Annotated in this window: 20 protein-coding genes, 2 tRNA genes and 1 pseudogene; 14 read left to right on the top strand and 9 right to left on the bottom strand. The window is 54.5% G+C overall.

All coding sequences use genetic code 11. The features are described from left to right. Positions 1–15: 15 nt before the first annotated feature. Complete coding sequence (stpA, locus tag QRN24_RS21760) at positions 16–420, bottom strand: DNA-binding protein StpA (RefSeq protein WP_020883867.1); 405 nt, start codon at positions 418–420, stop codon at positions 16–18. A gap of 493 nt (positions 421–913) precedes the next feature. Here stpA and alaE point away from each other — a divergent pair, with 493 nt between their 5' ends. Then, entirely contained in the window at positions 914–1,363 is a 450-nt protein-coding gene (alaE, locus tag QRN24_RS21755; RefSeq protein WP_020883866.1) for an L-alanine exporter AlaE, read from the top strand. Between the two features lie 32 nt (positions 1,364–1,395). Here alaE and QRN24_RS21750 read toward each other — a convergent pair whose 3' ends face one another. After that, positions 1,396–1,740, bottom strand: a complete 345-nt coding sequence (locus QRN24_RS21750) for a DUF2002 family protein (RefSeq protein WP_006811693.1) — start codon at positions 1,738–1,740, stop codon at positions 1,396–1,398. Between the two features lie 160 nt (positions 1,741–1,900). Between QRN24_RS21750 and QRN24_RS21745 the strand changes: the two genes are divergently transcribed. The 13 genes and pseudogenes from QRN24_RS21745 to leuA all read left to right on the top strand — a co-directional run bounded on the left by QRN24_RS21745 (position 1,901) and on the right by leuA (position 16,602). Then, entirely contained in the window at positions 1,901–2,227 is a 327-nt protein-coding gene (locus QRN24_RS21745; protein ID WP_014171314.1) for an ElaB/YgaM/YqjD family protein, read from the top strand. A gap of 252 nt (positions 2,228–2,479) precedes the next feature. Next, the gene (nrdH, locus tag QRN24_RS21740) at positions 2,480–2,719 is read left to right on the top strand and encodes a glutaredoxin-like protein NrdH (RefSeq protein ID WP_020883865.1); all 240 of its coding nucleotides are present in this window, start codon (positions 2,480–2,482) and stop codon (positions 2,717–2,719) included. Next, on the top strand, positions 2,716–3,126 hold the full coding sequence (gene nrdI / locus QRN24_RS21735; protein ID WP_040018935.1) for a class Ib ribonucleoside-diphosphate reductase assembly flavoprotein NrdI: 411 nt from the start codon (positions 2,716–2,718) through the stop codon (positions 3,124–3,126). The genes nrdH and nrdI overlap by 4 nt, the downstream gene beginning before the upstream one ends. Further along, entirely contained in the window at positions 3,099–5,243 is a 2,145-nt protein-coding gene (gene nrdE, locus QRN24_RS21730; protein WP_284943061.1) for a class 1b ribonucleoside-diphosphate reductase subunit alpha, read from the top strand. Before nrdI ends, nrdE begins: the two co-directional genes overlap by 28 nt. Before the next feature lie 9 nt (positions 5,244–5,252). Further along, complete coding sequence (gene nrdF / locus QRN24_RS21725; protein WP_086462967.1) at positions 5,253–6,212, top strand: class 1b ribonucleoside-diphosphate reductase subunit beta; 960 nt, start codon at positions 5,253–5,255, stop codon at positions 6,210–6,212. Between the two features lie 333 nt (positions 6,213–6,545). Beyond that, positions 6,546–7,748 carry a glycine betaine/L-proline ABC transporter ATP-binding protein ProV gene (gene proV, locus QRN24_RS21720; RefSeq protein WP_014171319.1) on the top strand — a complete coding sequence of 401 codons (1,203 nt, stop codon included), beginning with the start codon at positions 6,546–6,548 and terminating at the stop codon, positions 7,746–7,748. Next, on the top strand, positions 7,741–8,805 hold the full coding sequence (gene proW, locus QRN24_RS21715) for a glycine betaine/L-proline ABC transporter permease ProW (protein ID WP_014171320.1): 1,065 nt from the start codon (positions 7,741–7,743) through the stop codon (positions 8,803–8,805). The genes proV and proW overlap by 8 nt, the downstream gene beginning before the upstream one ends. 9 nt (positions 8,806–8,814) lie before the next feature. Then, entirely contained in the window at positions 8,815–9,813 is a 999-nt protein-coding gene (gene proX / locus QRN24_RS21710; protein ID WP_014171321.1) for a glycine betaine/L-proline ABC transporter substrate-binding protein ProX, read from the top strand. Positions 9,814–9,962: 149 nt separating this feature from the next. After that, a pseudogene (locus QRN24_RS21705) lies at positions 9,963–11,147 on the top strand (MFS transporter). A gap of 314 nt (positions 11,148–11,461) precedes the next feature. After that, positions 11,462–11,992: a multidrug efflux transporter EmrAB transcriptional repressor EmrR gene (emrR, locus tag QRN24_RS21700; protein WP_014171323.1), complete on the top strand. Its 531-nt coding sequence runs from the start codon at positions 11,462–11,464 to the stop codon at positions 11,990–11,992. A 127-nt stretch (positions 11,993–12,119) separates the two neighbouring features. Then, on the top strand, positions 12,120–13,292 hold the full coding sequence (emrA, locus tag QRN24_RS21695; RefSeq protein ID WP_020883861.1) for a multidrug efflux MFS transporter periplasmic adaptor subunit EmrA: 1,173 nt from the start codon (positions 12,120–12,122) through the stop codon (positions 13,290–13,292). 16 nt (positions 13,293–13,308) lie between these two features. Then, positions 13,309–14,856 carry a multidrug efflux MFS transporter permease subunit EmrB gene (gene emrB / locus QRN24_RS21690; protein WP_020883860.1) on the top strand — a complete coding sequence of 516 codons (1,548 nt, stop codon included), beginning with the start codon at positions 13,309–13,311 and terminating at the stop codon, positions 14,854–14,856. A 96-nt stretch (positions 14,857–14,952) separates the two neighbouring features. Further along, positions 14,953–16,602, top strand: coding sequence for a 2-isopropylmalate synthase (gene leuA / locus QRN24_RS21685; RefSeq protein WP_079231737.1), 1,650 nt, complete (start codon positions 14,953–14,955; stop codon positions 16,600–16,602). On the opposite strand, the gene QRN24_RS21680 is transcribed toward leuA, so the two are convergent. The 7 genes from QRN24_RS21680 to QRN24_RS21650 form a co-directional block, all read right to left on the bottom strand. Continuing rightward, positions 16,599–17,363, bottom strand: a complete 765-nt coding sequence (locus QRN24_RS21680) for an AraC family transcriptional regulator (RefSeq protein WP_032680417.1) — start codon at positions 17,361–17,363, stop codon at positions 16,599–16,601. The genes leuA and QRN24_RS21680 overlap by 4 nt on opposite strands. 54 nt (positions 17,364–17,417) lie before the next feature. Next, a complete protein-coding gene (gene luxS, locus QRN24_RS21675) occupies positions 17,418–17,933 on the bottom strand; it encodes an S-ribosylhomocysteine lyase (RefSeq protein WP_032680415.1) in 516 nt (171 codons plus the stop codon). A 152-nt stretch (positions 17,934–18,085) separates the two neighbouring features. Beyond that, entirely contained in the window at positions 18,086–19,630 is a 1,545-nt protein-coding gene (gene gshA / locus QRN24_RS21670; protein WP_014171329.1) for a glutamate--cysteine ligase, read from the bottom strand. An 83-nt stretch (positions 19,631–19,713) separates the two neighbouring features. Next, positions 19,714–20,142 (bottom strand): YqaA family protein, encoded by a 429-nt coding sequence (locus QRN24_RS21665; RefSeq protein WP_032678833.1) that lies wholly within the window; start codon positions 20,140–20,142, stop codon positions 19,714–19,716. Beyond that, on the bottom strand, positions 20,139–20,705 hold the full coding sequence (yqaB, locus tag QRN24_RS21660; protein WP_014171331.1) for a fructose-1-phosphate/6-phosphogluconate phosphatase: 567 nt from the start codon (positions 20,703–20,705) through the stop codon (positions 20,139–20,141). Before yqaB ends, QRN24_RS21665 begins: the two co-directional genes overlap by 4 nt. 264 nt (positions 20,706–20,969) lie before the next feature. Continuing rightward, a tRNA-Arg gene (locus QRN24_RS21655) sits at positions 20,970–21,046 on the bottom strand. A gap of 159 nt (positions 21,047–21,205) precedes the next feature. Further along, positions 21,206–21,282, bottom strand: a tRNA-Arg gene (locus QRN24_RS21650). Between the last annotated feature and the right edge of the window lie 3 nt (positions 21,283–21,285).

Genomic DNA, 21,285 nt, shown 5'->3' with positions numbered 1-21,285 from the left:
CGCCCGGCTCATGGATTAAATCAGAAAATCATCCAGTGATTTACCATTTGCCAGTGCATTGGCAATAGGCTTTGGCGTACGCCCCTGACCGGTCCATGTTTTCTCTTCACCGTTGAGATCAATAAAGCGATATTTCGCTTCACGCGGTTTACGTTTTTTCGCTGGCTTACCGGCCTGCGCCATATCTGAACCGAGGAGATCGGACGGTGAAATACCATCAGCTTTCATCAGTTCCAGCAGGGCATTAATTTTTTCCTGCTGCTCAGCGCGTTGTTGCTCTAATTCAGCCAGCTCACTCCGTTTCTCTTCAGCAACGACCCTGACTTTTTCCAGCATTTCTTCAAGAACGTCCAGGGATAATTCACGCGCCATCGCACGCAGAGTTCGGATATTATTAAGATTCTGTAACGTCAAAGACATATATTTGAAAACCTTTTCTTTAGGGTAAATCGAAAAATCGACAAGAGAATAATTCATTTCGCCTGGAATATCTACCCGCGGGCACGTCTTGCTAAAAATGTAAATGTTTTAAAATATCGCGTTTAATAATATCGGCGGATAACTGTCGGTACCGCCGGATTCAATCTTTATCTCAGTATAAACGGTTAGATTTAATCCAAATCAAAGCATGCCGCACTGTCGTCGTTCGGGCAGAACGTTCGCTTCGGCACGCTTAAGATCAACAGATTGATTTACATACAAAAACTGACGGCAGGGACAGATTATAACGAACCGAACAAAAAACACGCAATCTTAGAGAATTTTGTGGACAAAACGCGACTAAATAAAAATTAATAACTAGTTGTTAGTTCAAAGGCAGAGATATACGCTATACACGCCTGACAAACCAACCTAAAGCACTAACCGCTGAGGGAAAATCGTTTCTATTGTGTTCTTCTCAAGGAGTTCAGACATGTTCTCACCGCAATCTCGCCTGCGCCATGCGGTAGCGGATACCTTCGCGATGGTTGTTTACTGTTCCGTCGTGAACATGCTGATCGAAATTTTCCTCTCCGGAATGTCCTTTGAGCAGTCACTTTCTTCTCGCCTGGTGGCAATTCCGGTCAACATTATTATTGCGTGGCCTTACGGATTATACCGCGATGCGGTCATGCGCTTTGCGCGTCGTATTAGCCCGTCAGGGTGGGTGAAAAACCTCGCCGACGTTTTGGCATACGTGACGTTCCAGTCGCCGGTTTACGTGGCTATTCTGCTGACAGTGGGCGCAGACTGGCATCAAATCGTCGCAGCGGTCAGTTCAAATATCGTGATTTCAATGTTGATGGGTGCGGTGTATGGCTATTTTCTCGACTACTGTCGCCGCCTGTTTAAGGTCAGCCAGTACAGCCAGGCCAAAGCATGATGTGAGGCGACTGGCGAATGCCAGTCGCAGATTTACTGTACGTCGCCAAACAGTCCCTTCAAAAACCGCTCCAGCGCCATACGCGAACTGAAGCCATGCGGAATACCATAATGTTCATGCGTTTCACCACCTAAATACAGTGGGAATTGCTGATAATGATCGCAGGTTTTAATATCCGAGGCAGGCTCAGCAAATGACAAACTTCTGTCTTTCAGCGTCGGGTGAATAATGAGAGCGGTACGTCCCATTCTTGCTTCACGATTAACGTAAACATAATTCTCGCCACGGCGATATCCATACGCTTTTGATGTCACCTCATCCATGGTGAATCCCTCTTTTTCAAGAACGCGCGCCACCTCATCAGGTCGTAAATACATATCTTTTCCTCGTTATCTTTTCCTGCCCGGCAACCTTACAGTATTCAGCATTAGCAGGGCTTTCAGAATATTCCATAAACTGCCAGATAACGCGTGACGCGCTTCAGATATTAAATTTCTGGACTAAACTAAACGGGAACGCAAAATTACGGAGGATCGTATGTTTAACAGACCGAACCGAAACGATATTAACGACGACACACAGGATATTCGTAACGATGTCAGCCAATTAGCGGACTCGCTGGAAGAAGTGCTGAAATCCTGGGGTTCCGGTGCGAAGGACGAAGCGGATGCCGCAAAACGTAAGGCTCAGTCTTTGCTACGTGAAACCCGCGCCCGCATGAATGGGCGTTCGCGCACCACGCAGGCTGCCTGCGATGCCATCAGCTGCGCCAATACCTTCGTTCGCGAAAAACCCCTCTGTACGCTTGGTACGGTAGCCGCGGTGGGTATCTTCGTGGGGGCGCTGCTTAGCCTGCGCAAATAGTCGTCTCAGCCTGTCCGAATCCGCCCCGGTCGCGTCAGCCCCCGGGGCTTTTCTTTGCCTGCGCGCCTGAAAAAGCCGTACAGCCCGCCCTGCCCCGCTATGCTCATCATCGGGGCCATATTAATCTGAAATTCCCATATCTTGTATGGTTGAATCTTAAGACAACTACATCTAGTATTCCTTTTAGCAAGATACACACAACCTGACGCGATGATTCGCGCCGCTCTCTCATTTTAAATGGAAATACGAATCATGAGCATTATTATTTACACTCGTAACGATTGTGTTCAGTGCCACGCGACAAAACGTGCAATGGAAAGCCGTGGAGTGGCCTTTGAGATGGTGAACATTGACCTGCAGCCCGAAGCTGCCGATACCCTGCGGGCGCAAGGTTTTCGCCAGCTACCGGTCGTCGTCGCCGGGGAGACCAGCTGGTCCGGCTTTCGCCCCGACATGATTAACCGCCTCGCCGCCCAGGCCGCCAGGGCATGAGTGGGCTGGTCTACTTCTCCAGCAGCTCGGAAAACACGCTCCGCTTTATTGAGCGCGTCGGGCTGCCTGCGATACGTATCCCGCTTAACGAGCGGGAACGGATCCGGGTAGACGAACCCTACATTCTGGTGGTCCCGAGCTATGGTGGAGGTGGCACCGCGGGGGCCGTGCCTCGCCAGGTGATCCGCTTTCTCAACGATCCCCACAACCGACAGCTTATTCGCGGCGTTATCGCGGCAGGCAATCGCAATTTCGGCGATGCCTTTGGCCGTGCCGGGGATGTCATTTCTCAAAAATGCGGCGTGCCGTATCTCTATCGTTTTGAACTGATGGGGACACAGCAGGACGTAGAGAACGTGCGTAAAGGAGTGAACGAATTTTGGCAACGACAACCGCAGAACGTGTAATTCAGGCGACACCGGATTACCACGCATTAAACGCGATGCTGAACCTCTATGACCGTGAGGGGCACATTCAGTTTGGCAAAGATCATGAGGCGGTGGAGGCGTTTATCGCCACCCACGTCCGCCCCAACAGCATGACCTTTGCAAGCCAGAATGAACGTCTCGATTATCTGGTCAAGGAAGGCTATTACGAAGAGCGCGTGCTGGCCCGGTACGATCGTGCCTTTGTGGAGACGCTGTTCGGGCAGGCCCATAGCCGCGGTTTTCGTTTCCAGACGTTTCTTGGCGCATGGAAGTTTTACACCAGCTATACCCTGAAAACATTCGACGGCAAACGCTATCTTGAAAGCTTCGAGGACCGCGTGGTGATGGTTGCCCTGACGCTCGCGCAGGGCGATGAAACGCTGGCAGAACGCCTGATGGATGAGATACTCTCCGGCCGTTTCCAGCCCGCCACACCGACCTTTCTCAATTGCGGAAAAGCCCAGCGCGGCGAGCTGGTCTCCTGCTTCCTGCTGCGCATCGAAGACAATATGGAGTCGATTGGTCGCGCGGTGAATTCGGCGCTGCAGCTCTCTAAACGCGGCGGCGGTGTGGCATTTCTGCTGTCGAACCTGCGTGAAGCCGGTGCGCCAATTAAGCGCATCGAAAACCAGTCCTCCGGCGTGATTCCGGTCATGAAAATGCTGGAAGATGCTTTCTCGTATGCTAACCAGCTGGGGGCGCGTCAGGGCGCGGGGGCGGTCTATCTGCACGCGCACCATCCGGATATCCTGCGCTTCCTGGATACCAAACGTGAAAACGCCGATGAAAAAATCCGCATTAAGACCCTGTCGCTTGGGGTGGTGATTCCGGATATCACCTTTGCGCTCGCCAAAGAAAATGCCGAGATGGCGCTCTTCTCGCCATACGACATTGAGCGTATTTACGGGAAAGCGTTTGGTGATGTGGCGATAAGCGCCCTGTATCACGATCTGGTGGCCGACGATCGCATTCGTAAGAAGTACATTAACGCCCGCGATTTCTTCCAGACGCTGGCCGAAATTCAGTTTGAGTCCGGCTATCCGTACATCATGTATGAAGATACGGTCAACCGTGCGAACCCGATTGCCGGGCGAATCAATATGAGCAACCTCTGCTCCGAGATATTGCAGGTGAACAGCGCATCCACGTATGACGAAAACCTGGACTACGCCGACATCGGCAAAGACATCTCCTGTAACCTCGGGTCGCTGAATATTGCCCACACCATGGACTCCCCCGATTTTGGCCGCACGGTGGAGACCGCCATTCGCGGGCTGACCGCGGTGTCAGACATGAGCCACATCCGCAGCGTGCCGTCGATTGAAGCCGGTAATGCCGCCTCGCACGCCATCGGCCTTGGGCAGATGAACCTGCACGGCTATCTGGCGCGGGAAGGTATCGCCTACGGTAGCCCGGAAGGACTGGATTTCACCAACCTCTATTTTTACACCATTACCTGGCATGCGCTGCATACCTCAATGATGCTGGCGCGCGAGCGTAACCAGCGCTTTGCGGGCTTTGAACAGTCGCGTTACGCCAGCGGAGAGTACTTCAGGCCATATCTGGAAGGAGACTGGCAGCCGAAAACCGACAAAGTGCGCCAGCTGTTTGCCGATGCCGGGGTTCTCCTGCCCACCCGCGAGATGTGGCAGCAGCTGCGGGACGATATAATGCGTTACGGCATCTATAACCAGAATCTGCAGGCCGTACCGCCAACCGGATCAATCTCTTACATTAACCACGCCACGTCGAGTATCCACCCGATTGTGTCGAAGATTGAGATCCGCAAGGAAGGTAAGACCGGGCGCGTTTACTACCCTGCCCCGTTTATGACCAACGACAATCTGGCCCTGTATCAGGACGCGTATGAGATTGGCCCTGAGAAAATTATTGATACCTACGCCGAGGCGACAAAACACGTGGATCAGGGGCTGTCGCTGACGCTCTTCTTCCCGGACACCGCCACCACGCGTGACATCAACCGGGCGCAGATTTACGCCTGGAAGAGAGGGATCAAAACCCTCTACTACATTCGCCTGCGCCAGCGTGCGCTGGAAGGCACCGAAATTGAAGGCTGCGTGTCCTGCGCGCTGTAAGGAGAAAGGATGAAACTGTCACGCGTGAGTGCCGTTAACTGGAATAAAATTCAGGATGATAAAGACCTGGAGGTGTGGAACCGCCTGACCAGCAACTTCTGGCTGCCGGAAAAAGTCCCGCTTTCAAACGATATTCCGGCCTGGCAAACCCTCAGCCACGCCGAACAGCAGCTGACGATACGTGTGTTCACCGGCCTGACGCTGCTGGACACCATTCAAAATACCGTCGGTGCCCCTGCGCTGATGGCCGACGCGCTGACGCCTCACGAAGAGGCGGTGATGTCGAACATCAGCTTTATGGAGGCGGTCCATGCCCGCTCCTACAGCTCGATTTTTTCGACGCTGTGCCAGACCAAAGATGTGGACGCGGCGTACACCTGGAGCGAAGAAAGCGAGTCATTGCAGCGAAAGGCCAGCCTGGTGCTGGAGTATTATCAGGCCGACGAACCGCTGAAGAAAAAAATTGCCAGCGCGTTTCTCGAATCCTTCCTGTTCTATTCGGGCTTCTGGTTACCGATGTACTGGTCGAGCCGCGGCAAGCTGACCAACACCGCCGATTTGATTCGCCTCATCATTCGTGATGAAGCCGTACACGGGTACTACATCGGCTATAAATATCAGAGGGGACTGGAGAACGTCAGCGAAGATAAGCGCGAAGCGTTAAAAGGTTTTGCCCTCGATTTGCTGATGGATTTGTACGAGAACGAACTGAGTTATACCGAAGAATTGTACGCCGGTACCGGTTGGGAGGAGGAGGTAAAAGCGTTTCTTTGCTACAACGCCAATAAAGCGCTGATGAATCTCGGCTACGAAGCGCTTTTCCCACCGGAAATGGCCGACGTGAACCCGGCGATCCTGGCGGCACTGTCACCCAACGCCGATGAAAACCACGATTTCTTCTCCGGGTCTGGTTCGTCGTATGTGATGGGCAAAGCGGTGGAGACCGAAGATGAGGACTGGGATTTTTAATGAGCGGATTAACGTTCATTAATTTAATATAAATCTAACAATTTCCTCCCTAATATTTCACGGGCAACTACACTGTAATTCCCCGTTCATATTCGCCTGAATCACTCCGATTCAGGCGAAATGTCGCTGTGCAAAAGCAAAAAATTCAGAAAAATTCAAACCACGCTCAGCCCTTTACTCATGGGAAATTCAGCCGTTTCGCTTACGGCAAAATTCCTGCCATAAGCAAACCCAGGGTTGTCTCAGATTCTCAGTATGTTAGGGTAATGCCAGTTAACTATTTACCATGGTAATGATATCGACATAAACAAATAACAGGACACTCTCTATTGCATGGCAATTAAATTAGAAGTGAAAAATCTTTATAAAGTATTTGGCGAGCATCCTCAGCGCGCATTCAAATATATTGAGAAAGGCCTTTCAAAAGAGCAAATTCTGGAAAAAACCGGGCTGTCGCTTGGCGTTAAAGACGCCAGTCTGGCCATTGAAGAAGGCGAGATTTTTGTCATCATGGGGTTATCCGGTTCGGGTAAATCCACTATGGTTCGCCTTCTCAATCGCCTGATTGAACCCACCCGTGGACAGGTACTGATTGATGGCATTGATATCGCCAGAATATCAGAGGCTGAACTTCGCGAGGTGCGCAGAAAGAAGATTGCAATGGTGTTCCAGTCATTTGCGCTGATGCCGCATATGACGGTGCTGGATAATGCCGCCTTTGGCATGGAATTAGCGGGCGTTACCGCTAATGAACGTCAGGAAAAAGCGCTGGATGCATTACGTCAGGTGGGCCTCGAGAATTATGCGCATGCCTACCCGGATGAGCTTTCTGGCGGGATGCGCCAGCGTGTCGGATTAGCCCGCGCATTAGCCATTAACCCAGACATTTTATTAATGGATGAAGCCTTCTCGGCACTCGATCCATTAATTCGCACCGAGATGCAGGATGAGCTGGTAAAATTACAGGCTAAACATCAACGTACCATTGTTTTTATTTCCCACGATCTTGATGAAGCCATGCGTATTGGTGACCGTATTGCCATTATGCAAAATGGTGAAGTGGTGCAGGTGGGCACGCCGGATGAAATTCTAAATAATCCGGCCAATGATTATGTGCGCACCTTCTTCCGCGGCGTGGATATTAGCCAGGTCTTTAGTGCGAAAGATATCGCCCGTCGTTCACCGAACGGTCTTATCCGCAAAACACCGGGCTTTGGTCCGCGCTCTGCACTGAAACTGTTGCAGGATGAAGATCGGGAATACGGTTATCTGATCGAACGCGGTAATAAATTTGTTGGCATTGTTTCCATCGACTCCCTGAAAACCGCGCTCAGCGAAAATCAGGGTATTGATGCGGCGGTTATCGACTCCCCGCTTGCCGTGGACGCCGAAACGCCGCTCAGCGAGCTGCTCTCTCACGTTGGTCAGGCCCCGTGTGCCGTACCGGTAGTCAGTGAGGAACAACAGTACGTCGGCATCATCTCAAAACGCATGTTGCTGCAGGCTTTAGATCGCGAGGGGACAAACAATGGCTGATCAATCTAACCCGTGGGGAACCACCGAGGCGGCGGACAGCGCTGCTCAATCTGCCGATGCGTGGGGGTCTTCCACGCCTGCGCCAACCGATGGCGGCGCGGCGGACTGGCTCAACAGTGCACCGGCTCCTGCGCCAGAGCACTTCAATATTATGGATCCGTTTCATAAGACGCTGATCCCGCTGGATAGCTGGGTCACGGAGGGGATCGACTGGGTAGTGACTCACTTCCGTCCAGTCTTCCAGGGGATCCGCGTACCGGTGGATTACATCCTGAACGGTTTCCAGCAGCTGATGCTCGGCATGCCCGCGCCGGTCGCTATTGTGCTCTTCTCCCTGATTGCCTGGCAGTTTGGCAGCGCCGGCATGGGTGTCGCCACGCTGATCTCACTGATTGCCATCGGCGCGATTGGCGCCTGGTCGCAGGCAATGATCACCTTAGCGCTGGTGCTCACCGCACTGCTCTTCTGCGTCGCTATCGGCCTGCCGATGGGGATCTGGCTGGCGCGCAGTCCGCGGGCGGCGAAGATTATTCGTCCGCTGCTGGATGCGATGCAGACCACCCCCGCGTTTGTCTACCTGGTGCCGATCGTGATGCTGTTTGGTATCGGCAACGTGCCGGGCGTCGTGGTGACCATTATCTTCGCCCTGCCGCCGGTCATTCGTCTGACGATACTCGGGATTAACCAGGTACCGGCCGATCTTATCGAGGCGTCGCGTTCATTTGGTGCCAGCCCGCGCCAGATGCTGTTTAAAGTTCAGCTTCCGCTGGCGATGCCAACCATCATGGCGGGTGTCAACCAGACGCTGATGCTGGCCCTCTCCATGGTGGTGATTGCCTCAATGATCGCCGTCGGCGGACTGGGTCAGATGGTGCTGCGCGGCATTGGTCGTCTTGATATGGGACTGGCCACCGTGGGCGGCGTCGGCATTGTGATCCTCGCCATTATCCTTGACCGCCTGACGCAGGCTGTCGGTCGTGATTCACGCAGTCGCGGCAACCGTCGCTGGTATAGCACCGGCCCTGTCGGGTTAATCACCCGCCCATTCAGAAAATAAGGAACAACGATGCGACATCGCGTACTTTTTGCCACAGCGTTTGCCACCCTTGTCTCCACCAGCACGTTTGCTGCAGACCTGCCGGGCAAAGGCATTACCGTGCAACCGGTGCAGAGCACCATTTCAGAAGAGACCTTCCAGACGCTGTTAGTCAGCCGCGCGCTGGAAAAACTGGGCTATACGGTCAACACCCCAAGTGAAGTGGATTACAACGTGGGCTACACCTCGATTGCCTCCGGTGACGCCACCTTTACCGCCGTCAACTGGCAGCCGCTGCACGACGACATGTATGCCGCCGCCGGCGGGGATAAGAAATTCTACCGCGAAGGCACCTTCGTGACCGGTGCGGCCCAGGGGTATCTGATCGATAAGAAAACAGCCGACCAGTACCACATCACCAATATCGAGCAGCTGAAAGATCCGAAGATTGCCAAACTGTTCGACACCAACGGTGACGGCAAAGCTGACATGATGGGCTGCTCGCCGGGCTGGGGCTGTGAGGCGGTGATTAATCACCAGAACAAAGCCTTTGACCTGGCGAAAACGGTCGACGTCAGCCACGGTAACTACTCGGCGATGATGGCCGACACCATTGCCCGCTTCAAAGAGGGTAAACCGGTTATCTATTACACCTGGACACCGTACTGGGTGAGCGACGTGCTGAAGCCGGGGAAAGACGTGGTGTGGCTGCAGGTGCCCTTCTCTTCCCTGCCGGGCGAGCAGAAAGATATCGACACCAAACTGCCAAACGGCATGAACTATGGCTTCCCGGTAAACACGATGCATATCGTTGCTAACAAAGCCTGGGCTGAGAAAAACCCGGCGGCAGCGAAGCTGTTCTCGGTGATGAAACTGCCTCTGGCGGACATCAACGCCCAGAACGCAATGATGCACGCGGGGAAATCGTCCGAAGCTGACATCAAAGGCCACGTGGATGGCTGGATCAAAGCCCACCAGCAGCAGTTTGATGGCTGGGTAAAAGAAGCGATGGACGCGCAGAAGTCATAAGAGCCCTTCAGACCTGCCCTCTCCCCACGGGAGAGGGTTAACTCCCCTAAACCGCACAATCCAGCACGTAACAATCCCACCACATTCACAATCATTCGCTATTATGGTTCACGGAAAAATAATCACTTAACTCACGATTCCTGAACCTGATGACTAAAACAACTCAAGGGCTTAGCCCGGCACTCATCCTTTTAATGTCCGTGGCAACGGGTCTGGCAGTCGCCAGTAACTACTACGCGCAGCCACTGCTCGATACCATCGCCCGCGCATTTAACCTTTCTGCCAGCTCAGCTGGCTTTATTGTCACCGCCGCGCAGCTTGGCTATGCCGCCGGGCTGCTTTTCCTCGTGCCGCTGGGCGATATGTTTGAGCGTCGGATGCTGATTGTCTCCATGACCCTGCTGGCCGCAGGCGGGATGCTGATCACCGCCAGCAGCCACTCGTTAACGATGATGATTATCGGCACCGCGTTAACGGGTCTGTTCTCCGTCGTGGCGCAGATTCTGGTTCCGCTCGCCGCCACTCTCGCCTCACCGGAAAAGCGCGGCAAGGTGGTGGGAACAATCATGAGCGGCCTGCTGCTGGGGATTTTGCTGGCGCGGACCGTCGCCGGGCTGCTGGCGAGTCTTGGTGGCTGGCGTACCGTGTATTGGGTGGCGAGCGTACTGATGGCCGTGATGGCGCTTGCTCTGTAGCGCGGGTTGCCAAAGGTGAAGCAGGAAAATCACCTTAATTATCCGCAGCTTCTCGCCTCCGTTTTCAGCCTCTTCACACACGATAAACTGCTGCGTACGCGTGCGTTGCTGGGCTGTTTGACCTTCGCCAACTTCAGCATCTTATGGACCTCAATGGCGTTTCTGCTGGCCGCGCCGCCGTTCAATTATTCCGAAGCGGTGATTGGTCTGTTTGGTCTGGCGGGCGCTGCGGGAGCTCTGGGCGCGCGTCCGGCGGGCGGACTGGCGGATAAAGGCAAATCCCATCTGACGACCTCTGCCGGGCTGGTTCTGCTCCTGCTCTCCTGGGCAGCCATCTGGTATGGCCATACCTCTGTACTGGCGCTGATCGTCGGTATTCTGGTACTCGACCTCACCGTGCAGGGTGTGCATATCACTAACCAGACCGTCATCTACCGCGTGAAGCCAGAGGCGCGTAACCGCCTCACGGCCGGATATATGACCAGCTATTTTATTGGCGGCGCAGCGGGTTCGTTAATTTCAGCCTCGGCGTGGCAGCATGCCGGTTGGTCAGGCGTGTGCGGGATAGGGGCAATCGTCGCCGCGCTGAATCTGCTAGTATGGTGGCGCGGGTACCATCGCCAGGACGTAATTAACTAAGTTTTACATTGCTTTGGGCCTCTTAGGGTGTAAAGGGGCCCTGCAGTCTGTTAATGTAAACGTAATCATTTATCCCAGAAATTTTAATGTGGGTGACATATTTTCTACCGGCATGAATAGTTCAGACCCCCGTCCTCACATCCTCTCTTCCGCGGGTTCACTCCCAACGCTCTCTGTGCTCACCGGGTCACGGACTTACCCGGCGCTTTCTGATGGTGACATAAGTTTGGCGGATATAACCGCACAAATAATTCATTTACATTATTTGTCACTATCGTTACTATATCGGCTGTAATTAATGAGGTTATGCCCAAATGGATAGTTCGTTTACGCCCATTGAACAAATGCTTAAATTCCGCGCCAGTCGTCATGAGGACTTCCCGTATCAGGAGATCCTGCTGACCCGCCTGTGCATGCACATGCAGGGTAAGCTACTGGAAAATCGTAATAAAATGCTGAAAGCTCAAGGGATTAACGAGACGTTGTTTATGGCGTTAATTACGCTGGAGTCTCAGGAAAATCACAGCATTCAGCCGTCAGAGCTGAGCTGCGCGCTGGGTTCATCCCGTACTAATGCCACCCGTATTGCCGATGAACTGGAAAAACGCGGCTGGATTGAACGCCGTGAAAGCGATAACGATCGCCGCTGCCTGCATCTGCAGCTGACCGACAAAGGTCACCAATTCCTGCGTGAGGTGCTGCCACCTCAGCATAATTGCCTGCATCAACTGTGGTCTGCCCTCAGCACCACCGAGCGCGACCAGCTTGAGCACATTACTCGCAAGCTGCTGACCCGTCTGGACCAGATGGATGAAGACGGCGCTGTTCTAGAGGCGCTGCGCTAACGCGACAACACGCTCAACAATCCCAGACTCATAAGAAAACCGACAGGCCAGCACGTCACACTGCTGGCCTTTCTGACAACAGCTCGGCTCAGCCGATGTGAAAATAAGAAGATCGTGGAGAACAACAATGAGCGCAAATGCGGAGAGCACTACCCCGCAGCAACCGGTCAATAAAAAGGGCAAACGCAAAAGCGCCCTTATTGTACTGACATTGCTCTTTATTATTATTGCCGTGGCATATGGGATCTATTGGTTTTTAGTATTACGTCATGCTGAAGAGACAGACGATGCATACGTGGCAGGGAACCAGGTACAAATTATGGCGCAGGTATCGGGCAGCGTGACGAAAGTCTGGGCTGATAACACCGATTTTGTGCAAAAAGGGGATGTATTGGTCACGCTCGATCCGACCGACGCCCAACAGGCTTTTGAAAAAGCCCAGACCGCGCTGGCCTCCAGCGTCCGTCAGACCCGCCAGCTGATGATCAACAGCAAGCAGCTGCAGGCCAACATCGACGTGCAGAAAACCGCACTGGCGCAGGCGCAGAGCGACCTGAACCGTCGCGTTCCCCTCGGCACTGCCAACCTGATTGGCCGTGAAGAGCTGCAGCACGCGCGTGATGCCGTTGCCAGCGCACAGGCGCAGCTGGACGTGGCGATTCAACAGTACAACGCCAACCAGGCGATGGTGCTGGGCACCAGCCTGGAAAACCAGCCTGCCGTGCAACAGGCTGCCACCGACGTGCGCAACGCGTGGCTTGCCCTGCAGCGTACTAAAATTGTCAGCCCGATGACCGGCTACGTCTCTCGTCGTTCCGTCCAGCCTGGCGCCCAAATTAGCCCAACCACGCCGCTGATGGCGGTCGTTCCGGCGGACAACCTGTGGGTTGATGCGAACTTTAAAGAGACGCAGCTTGCCCATATGCGTATCGGCCAGACCGCGACGGTGATCAGCGATATTTACGGTGATGACGTGAAGTACACCGGGAAAGTGGTCGGCCTGGATATGGGGACCGGCAGTGCCTTCTCCCTGTTGCCAGCGCAAAACGCCACCGGGAACTGGATCAAAGTGGTTCAGCGCTTGCCTGTACGTATCGAACTGGATGCAAAACAGCTGGCGGACCATCCGTTGCGTATTGGCCTATCTACGCTGGTAACGGTTGATACCGCCAACCGCGATGGTCAGATCCTGGCAAGTCAGGTGCGCAGCACCCCGGCTTATGAAAGTAACGCCCGTGAAATTAGCCTCGATCCGGTCAATAAACTGATCGATGACATCGTGAAGGCAAACGCCGGTTAATCCGAAGGTGAGCGTTATGCAACAGCAAAAGCCGCAAAAACCGCTGGAGGGGGCGCAACTGGTTATCATGACCATTGCGCTGTCGCTGGCGACATTCATGCAGGTGCTGGACTCTACCATCGCAAACGTGGCGATCCCAACCATCGCCGGTAACCTTGGCTCGTCACTGAGCCAGGGGACCTGGGTCATTACCTCGTTTGGGGTGGCAAACGCCATCTCCATCCCTATCACCGGCTGGCTGGCGAAGCGCGTCGGTGAAGTGAAGCTGTTCCTGTGGTCAACGGTATTGTTCGTGCTCGCCTCCTGGGCGTGCGGTATGTCCAACAGCCTGACGATGCTGATCATCTTCCGCGTCATTCAGGGGATTGTGGCCGGGCCGCTGATTCCGCTGTCGCAGAGTTTGCTGCTGAACAACTATCCGCCCGCTAAGCGCTCTATCGCGCTGGCGCTGTGGTCAATGACGGTGATTGTCGCACCGATTTGCGGGCCTATCCTCGGCGGCTATATCAGCGACAACTACCACTGGGGCTGGATCTTCTTCATCAACGTGCCGATTGGGGCGCTGGTGGTGATGCTGACCCTGCAAACGCTGCGCGGTCGCGAAACCCGAACAGAGCAGCGGCGAATTGACGCCATTGGTCTGGCGCTGCTGGTGGTCGGGATCGGTAGCCTGCAGGTGATGCTCGATCAGGGTAAAGAGCTGGACTGGTTTAACTCGACAGAGATTATCATCCTGACCGTTGTCGCGGTGATATCGCTGAGCTTCCTGATCGTCTGGGAGCTGACGGACGATAACCCAATCGTCGATCTCTCGCTGTTTAAGTCGCGAAACTTTACCATCGGCTGCCTGTGTATCAGCCTGGCCTACATGCTCTACTTCGGCGCTATCGTTCTGCTGCCGCAGTTGTTGCAGGAGGTATATGGCTACACCGCAACCTGGGCAGGTTTGGCTTCTGCGCCAGTGGGGTTAATTCCGGTCCTGCTGTCGCCGATTATCGGCCGCTTCGCTCACAAGCTCGACATGCGCAGGCTGGTGACCTTCAGCTTTATCATGTACGCGGTGTGCTTCTACTGGCGCGCGTATACGTTCGAGCCAGGCATGGACTTTGGCGCATCCGCATGGCCGCAGTTCATTCAGGGCTTCGCCGTGGCGTGCTTCTTTATGCCGCTGACGACCATTACGCTTTCCGGCTTGCCGCCTGAGCGCATGGCGGCGGCATCAAGCCTGTCGAACTTTACGCGTACGCTGGCAGGCTCCATCGGGACGTCGATCACCACGACCCTTTGGACCAACCGCGAGTCGATGCACCATGCGCAATTGACCGAAGCGGTGAACCCGTTCAACCCTAACTCGCAGCAGATGTACAGTCAGCTTCAGGGAATGGGAATGACGGAGCAGCAGGCGTCCGGCTGGATCGCCCAGCAGATCACCAACCAGGGCCTGATTATCTCGGCAAACGAGATATTCTGGATATCGGCGGGGATCTTTATCATCCTGCTGGGACTGGTATGGTTTGCCCGACCACCGTTTGGCGCCGGAGGCGGTGGCGGTGGCGCGCACTAACGTGCGGTGTCCAGATCGCGACAGCGATTGTCAGTAACGATAAAGCAGCGCTCCTGAAATCGATTCACGATAGTGAAAAGACAACAGGAGCGCACCATGCTGAAAACACCTTCCGACAAATACCAACCTCAACCTGCTATTTCCCTGCCCGATCGCCGCTGGCCTGAGCAACGCCTCACGCAGGCGCCGCGCTGGCTTTCCACCGATTTACGTGACGGTAATCAGGCCCTTGCCGAGCCGATGGACAGCAACCGCAAACTACAGTTCTGGGCGCTGTTACTGCGTTGCGGATTCAAAGAAATCGAAGTAGCTTTCCCCTCTGCCTCGCAGACGGACTTCAATTTTGTGCGTCAGTTGATCGACGAAAACCGCATTCCGGATGACGTCACCATTCAGGTATTAACCCAGGCGCGAGAAGACCTTATCCTGCGCACCTTTGCGTCGCTGCGCGGGGCGAAGCAGGCCACGGTACACCTGTATAACGCCACCGCCCCGCTGTTCCGCCGCCTGGTGTTCGGCATGGAGAAAGCGCAAATCGTTGAGCTGGCGACCCGTTCCACGCGTCTTATCCGCACGCTGTGCGAAGAGAATCCCGCCACCCGCTGGCAATACGAATACTCTCCGGAAACTTTCTGCTTTACCGAGCCGGAATTTGCGCTGGAGATTTGCGAAGCCGTGGCGGACATCTGGCAGCCGTGCGCCGAACGCCCGATGGTGATCAACTTACCGGCCACCGTTGAGGTCAGTACACCGAATGTCTATGCCGATCAGATTGAGTATTTCTGCCGTCATTTCAGCCGCCGCAGCGATGTCTGCATCAGCGTCCATCCGCATAACGACCGCGGCACCGGTGTCGCCAGCGCGGAGCTGGCCCTGATGGCCGGTGCAGACCGTGTCGAAGGGTGTCTGTTTGGTAACGGAGAACGAACCGGTAACGTCTGCCTGGTCACGCTGGCAATGAACCTCTACAGCCAGGGGATTAGCCCGAATCTGGACTTTAGCGACATGAATCACGTGGTGGAGGTGGTAGAAACCTGCAACCAGCTGCCGGTGCATCCGCGCCATCCGTGGGCAGGACGGCTGGCGTATACCGCATTTTCGGGTTCACATCAGGATGCCATCAAGAAAGGCTTTGATGCCCGCAAGCCTGACGAACGCTGGGAGATGCCCTATCTGCCGGTTGACCCACAGGATATTGGTTGCACCTACGAAGCGGTGATCCGGGTTAACAGCCAGTCAGGAAAAAGCGGCAGCGCGTGGCTTATTGAACAAAACCATGGTCTGAAATTACCCCGCGCCCTGCAGCAGGACTTTAGCCAGCACGTACAGCAGGAAACCGACCAGCACGGTAAAGAGATGACGCAGCATGCGCTGTGGCAACTGTTCCGCACCCGTTATGGGCTGGTAGAGACGCCAGGCTTTGCCCTGCACGCTTACCGTAGCGACAGCCAGCAGGACGGGCAGTTACATCTGACGGCAAGCGTCACGACGCAGGGCGGGATGCGCCAGCTGGAGGGGCAAGGCAACGGGCTGTTATCCGCGGCGGCCAATGGTATAAGCCGCTGGGTCACGACCCCGTTTGTGATTAAGGACTATCACGAACATACGCTTGGGGAGCGCAGCGACAGCCGCTCGGTGGCGTATATCCGCTGTCTGTTTCAGGATGGTAGCAGCCGCTGGGGCGTGGGCATTGACAGCGACGTGGCCCGCGCGTCTCTTCAGGCCCTGTTCAATGCTGTCAGCTAGCTGTCTTTGAAATAATCGCTGGGTGATATCCCCATCACCCGGCGAAACATCGCCGTAAAGGCACTGTGGCTGCCGTAGCCCAGATCCAGCGCCACGCGTAGCACTGGCTGACCTTGTCCCAGGCGCAGCAGCGCTTCCAGCAGGCGCGCCCTTCTTAGCCACTCACCGTAGCTTAACCCCGTCTGCTGCTTGAAATGGCGGTTCATCGTGCGTTCACTCATACCAAGCGTGTTTGCGGCCTGCATGCTGCCCCAGCTTTCCCCCGGCAACAGCCGGATCTGCTGGCAAAGGGTACGCAACGGCTCGCTTTCCGGCTCAGGCAGGTGAAACGGCAGCACCCGCATCGTGCGGATTTCATCCAGAATGAGCTCATATACGCGCTCATCACGACTGCCCGGCGAGTAGGACGCCTCAAGCGTCAGCGAGGTGAGGATAAGTTCGCGTAACAGACCGGAGATCTGGACTATCTGACAGGTTGCCGGAAGATCGGCTCGCGCGAGGGGATCGATAAACAGCGTGCGCGCCGCAACGTTGCCGGTAATACGCAAAGAGTGCGGAGTGCCCGCGGGTAGCCAGACGCCGCGTCCGGGCGGCACCACCCAACAACCTGATGCGGTATCGACTCTCACCACCCCACTCAGGGTATGCAGCAATTGCGCGCAGTCGTGCTGATGCCACGGCTCGCTGTCGCCATGAAGGTAATCATGGGCATAAGGAACAAGTGGGCGATGGGTAAAGGAGAAGGTTGAGGTTGTGGTCATGAGGTTAAACGCCCCTCACCCTACCCTCTCCCTGAGGGAGAGGGAAAAGGTGCACTAGATGTGCAGTTCCTGCAGTTTTTCTTTTGGCAGCGCCAGCGCTTCATTGCTGTTTACGCGAACGTCACGCTCGATGATATGACGCGCGATCTCCTGGGCTTCTTCCAGAGAGTGCATCTGGTAAGTTCCGCACTGATATACGTTCAGCTCAGGGATCTGGTTCTGCTCTTTCACCTTCAGCACATCTTCCATTGCCGCTTTCCAGGCATCCGCGACGCGTTTCTCTTCAGGCTGGCCAATCAGGCTCATGTAGAAACCGGTACGGCAACCCATCGGAGAGATATCGATGATCTCCACGCCATTACCGTTCAGGTGGTCGCGCATAAACCCGGCAAACAGGTGCTCCAGGGTGTGAATGCCTTTCTCTGGCATCACTTCTTTGTTAGGCACGCAGAAACGCAGATCGAATACGGTGATCGTGTCGCCGTGCGGGGTGTGCATGGTCTTCGCCACACGTACTGCAGGTGCTTCCATACGGGTATGGTCGACAGTAAAGCTATCTAATAACGGCATACGTCACCTCCGATAGTGATTTTTTTTAAAATAAACTGAACTCTTCTACAAAATGCACGTCTGAGTATATGAAAGACGCGCATTTGTTATCATCATCCCTGAATTCAGAGATGTATATTTTGGCCACAGCGATGTGGCCTTTTTCTTTTCTGTTAAGCCTGTTTCGCCAGAAACGCCTCAAACGACTCCGTATCCGCCGCTTCAACCTCTTTCTGACGCACGACAGAGGCGTCTCGTTCTGCCACAAAATCGGCTTCACTCAGAATCTCTAACGGCTCCTGCTTCAGCATCTCGCGGTATTCCGCAGAGAGCGAACGCCCGGTGCCGCCAATACCCTGATCAATCATAGAACGCAGAATACGCGCTGAGAACGTCAGTTCCGGGTTATCAAACGATTCAACCAGCTGGTCGCAGACGTTTTGATAGGCTTCCCCACCGTCAATGCTGTCCATGGTTCGGGCAACACGCTTCAGGTCGCGGAACAGATCCTTACCGACTTTCGTCAGCGGGAACTGCGCTGTTTCGCAGCCAATGCCCAGCGTCAGACCCGGCTTGCGCCCTTCCAGAATCACGCGGTTCCAGTTGGTACGGGTACAGAGCAGTTCCTCTGAACTCATTTCCGGCGCATCCGCCAGTACGCACCAGACCATAAACAGATCCAGGAAGCGAACCTGCTGCTCATCAACGCCGATGGGTGAGAACGGGTTGATATCCAGCGAACGCACTTCTATGTATTCAATCCCGCCGCGCTGCAGTGCATCCGACGGGGTTTCACCGCTGCGCGTAACGCGCTTCGGACGAATAGGCGCGTACAGTTCATTTTCAATCTGCAGCACGTTGCTGTTAATCTGCAGGCGCTTACCGTCTTTTTCGAGGCCGATTTTCTCGTACTCTTCCGACGGCGTTTTGATCGCCCGCTTCAATCCTGCCACATATTCGTGCAATTCGTTAAACGTAATACCGAGATTGCTTTGCGACTTATTGGTATAACCCAGATCGCTAAGACGCAGGGAGGTGGCGTACGGGAGATAGTACATTCCACACTCTGTCTTCTCGAACGGCAGCGTGGTCGGTTTCCCCTGCAGGAATGACGAGCATATCGCAGGCGATGCGCCAAACAGATACGGAATGACCCAGCCAAAACGATAGTAGTTGCGGATCAGGCGGAAATAACCCGCGGAGATCGCGTCTTTATCCGTTTCGCCGCACTTCGCCTGCCAGAACGCCATGGGTAAAGAGAAATTGTAATGCACGCCAGAGATGGTCTGCATCAACGCACCGTAGCGGTTTTTCAGCCCCTCACGATAGAGCGTTTTCAGCTGACCGATATTTGACGTGCCGTATTGCGCCAGTTCAATCTCCTGGCCTTGTTCGATATAGCACGGCATGCTGAGCGGCCACATACGCTCATCACCCAGATTGCGGGCAGTGTAGCGATGGATGTCGCGCAGAATCGTTAGCATATGATCAATATCACCATCCACTGGCGTGATGAATTCCAGCAGCGCTTCAGCGAAATCGGTTGTGATCCATTTATGTGTCAGCGCCGAGCCTAACGCCTTCGGGTGACCCGTTGTCGCTAAGCTACCGTCCGCGTTAACGCGCAGCGTTTCACGCTCAAGACCACGCTGAATACCCTTCAGTGCCTGAGGGTGATTTTCCAGCCAGGCCAGCGCCTGAGATACGTCCGGGATCAAATTGACCTCCCGCCTGTCAAAGTATTGTTACTCAGCATAATTGTAATGGTTGACGATTGAAGGTCGCGTATTCATTCCACCAATTAGTGCCACCACGTCATACCCTGTAGTGTTGCCCATGCCACGAGAACATAGCGCAACGCCTTGCCAAGGCACAAAAAAAAGAGCACTGGCCCCCAGGAGATGCGCATCCATCCCGCCAGCAGGCACAGTAAATCACCTATTACAGGCATCCAGCTTAATAACAGCGTGGCAGCGCCATAGCGTTTTAGCCAGCCGACTGCCTTTTCCTGCCAGCGCGATTTTTCACGCAGCGGAAAGAAACGCCCAAGAATAACGTTAGTCAGCCCTCCAAAGCTATTACCCATTGTTGCTATTAACACGAGCAACCAGGGCTGACTCACGCCAGACAACAGCATCGCTACCAGCACTACTTCCGAATTTCCCGGCAAGAGCGTGGCGCTTAAAAAACTGCTGGCGAATAATGATAAAAGTGACAGCGCGTCACTCACAGTAAGCGGACGTCCACAACATCCATCCCGGCATCGCGCGCGGCCTGAATACCAAAATCAGCATCTTCGAACACAACACATTTCACCGCAGGCACACCCATCAGTTCTGCACAACGCAGGAAGGTGTCCGGTGCGGGCTTGTGATTTTGAACATGATCGGCGGCAACCACCGCAGAGAAATAATGGCGCAGGCCAAGATGGGTGAGCAGCGCTTCCGCAATAGCGCTTTCACTGCCCGTGCCAACGGACATAGGACGACGCCCGTGCCATGCTTTTACGACGTCAATTAACGGTAACGGGCGCACGGTATCTAAAAGCATCGCTTTTACCGCATCGGTTTTTTCACGGGCCAGAAGGTGCGGGTCGAGATCGGCATGATTACGTTCAATCACGGCCTGCGCTATACGCCAGGTTGGGGCTCCGTTGAGGGCGATCATCGCCTGAAGATCGAAACGCATACCGTAACGAGCAAGGACATCAGTCCAGGCTTGACGATGCGTGGGTTCGGTATCCAGGAGAGTGCCATCCATATCGAAGATCAAACCGTCATACTGTGCGTACATCGTGCTCTCGCTAAACGATTAACAAAGCATTACTTTATCGTAAACGGTGGTTTTTGTCGCTCAAAGAGAAATGATTGCTGACGGAACGTCGAAGGAATAACCAGGGAGAAAGAGAGTGGTACAGAAAAGAAGATGGTGCATCCGGGAGGATTACTCGGCTACGCCTCGCCCTTCGGGCCGTTGCTAAGCAACGTTATCTTCCCTGGTGCTTGCGGCTAACCCGCAGACCTTGAAACAACAGCCTTGCTGTTATCTCGGAGAAGATGGTGCATCCGGGAGGATTCGAACCTCCGACCGCTCGGTTCGTAGCCGAGTACTCTATCCAGCTGAGCTACGGATGCATCGGGAAATGCTTTTGAAACAGTAAATGGTGCATCCGGGAGGATTACTCGGCTGCGCCTCGCCCTTCGGGCCGTTGCTAAAGCAACGTTATCTTCCCTGGTGCTTGCGGCTAACCCGCAGACCTTGAAACAACAGCCTTGCTGTTATCTCGGAGAAGATGGTGCATCCGGGAGGATTCGAACCTCCGACCGCTCGGTTCGTAGCCGAGTACTCTATCCAGCTGAGCTACGGATGCATC

Origin of the sequence: Enterobacter sp. MEB024 (assembly GCF_030209635.1) — a bacterium.
Classification (GTDB): Bacteria; Pseudomonadota; Gammaproteobacteria; order Enterobacterales; family Enterobacteriaceae; genus Enterobacter; species Enterobacter ludwigii.
Note: the sequence above shows the minus strand (reverse complement) of the source record. Positions and strands in the feature narration are given on the sequence as shown.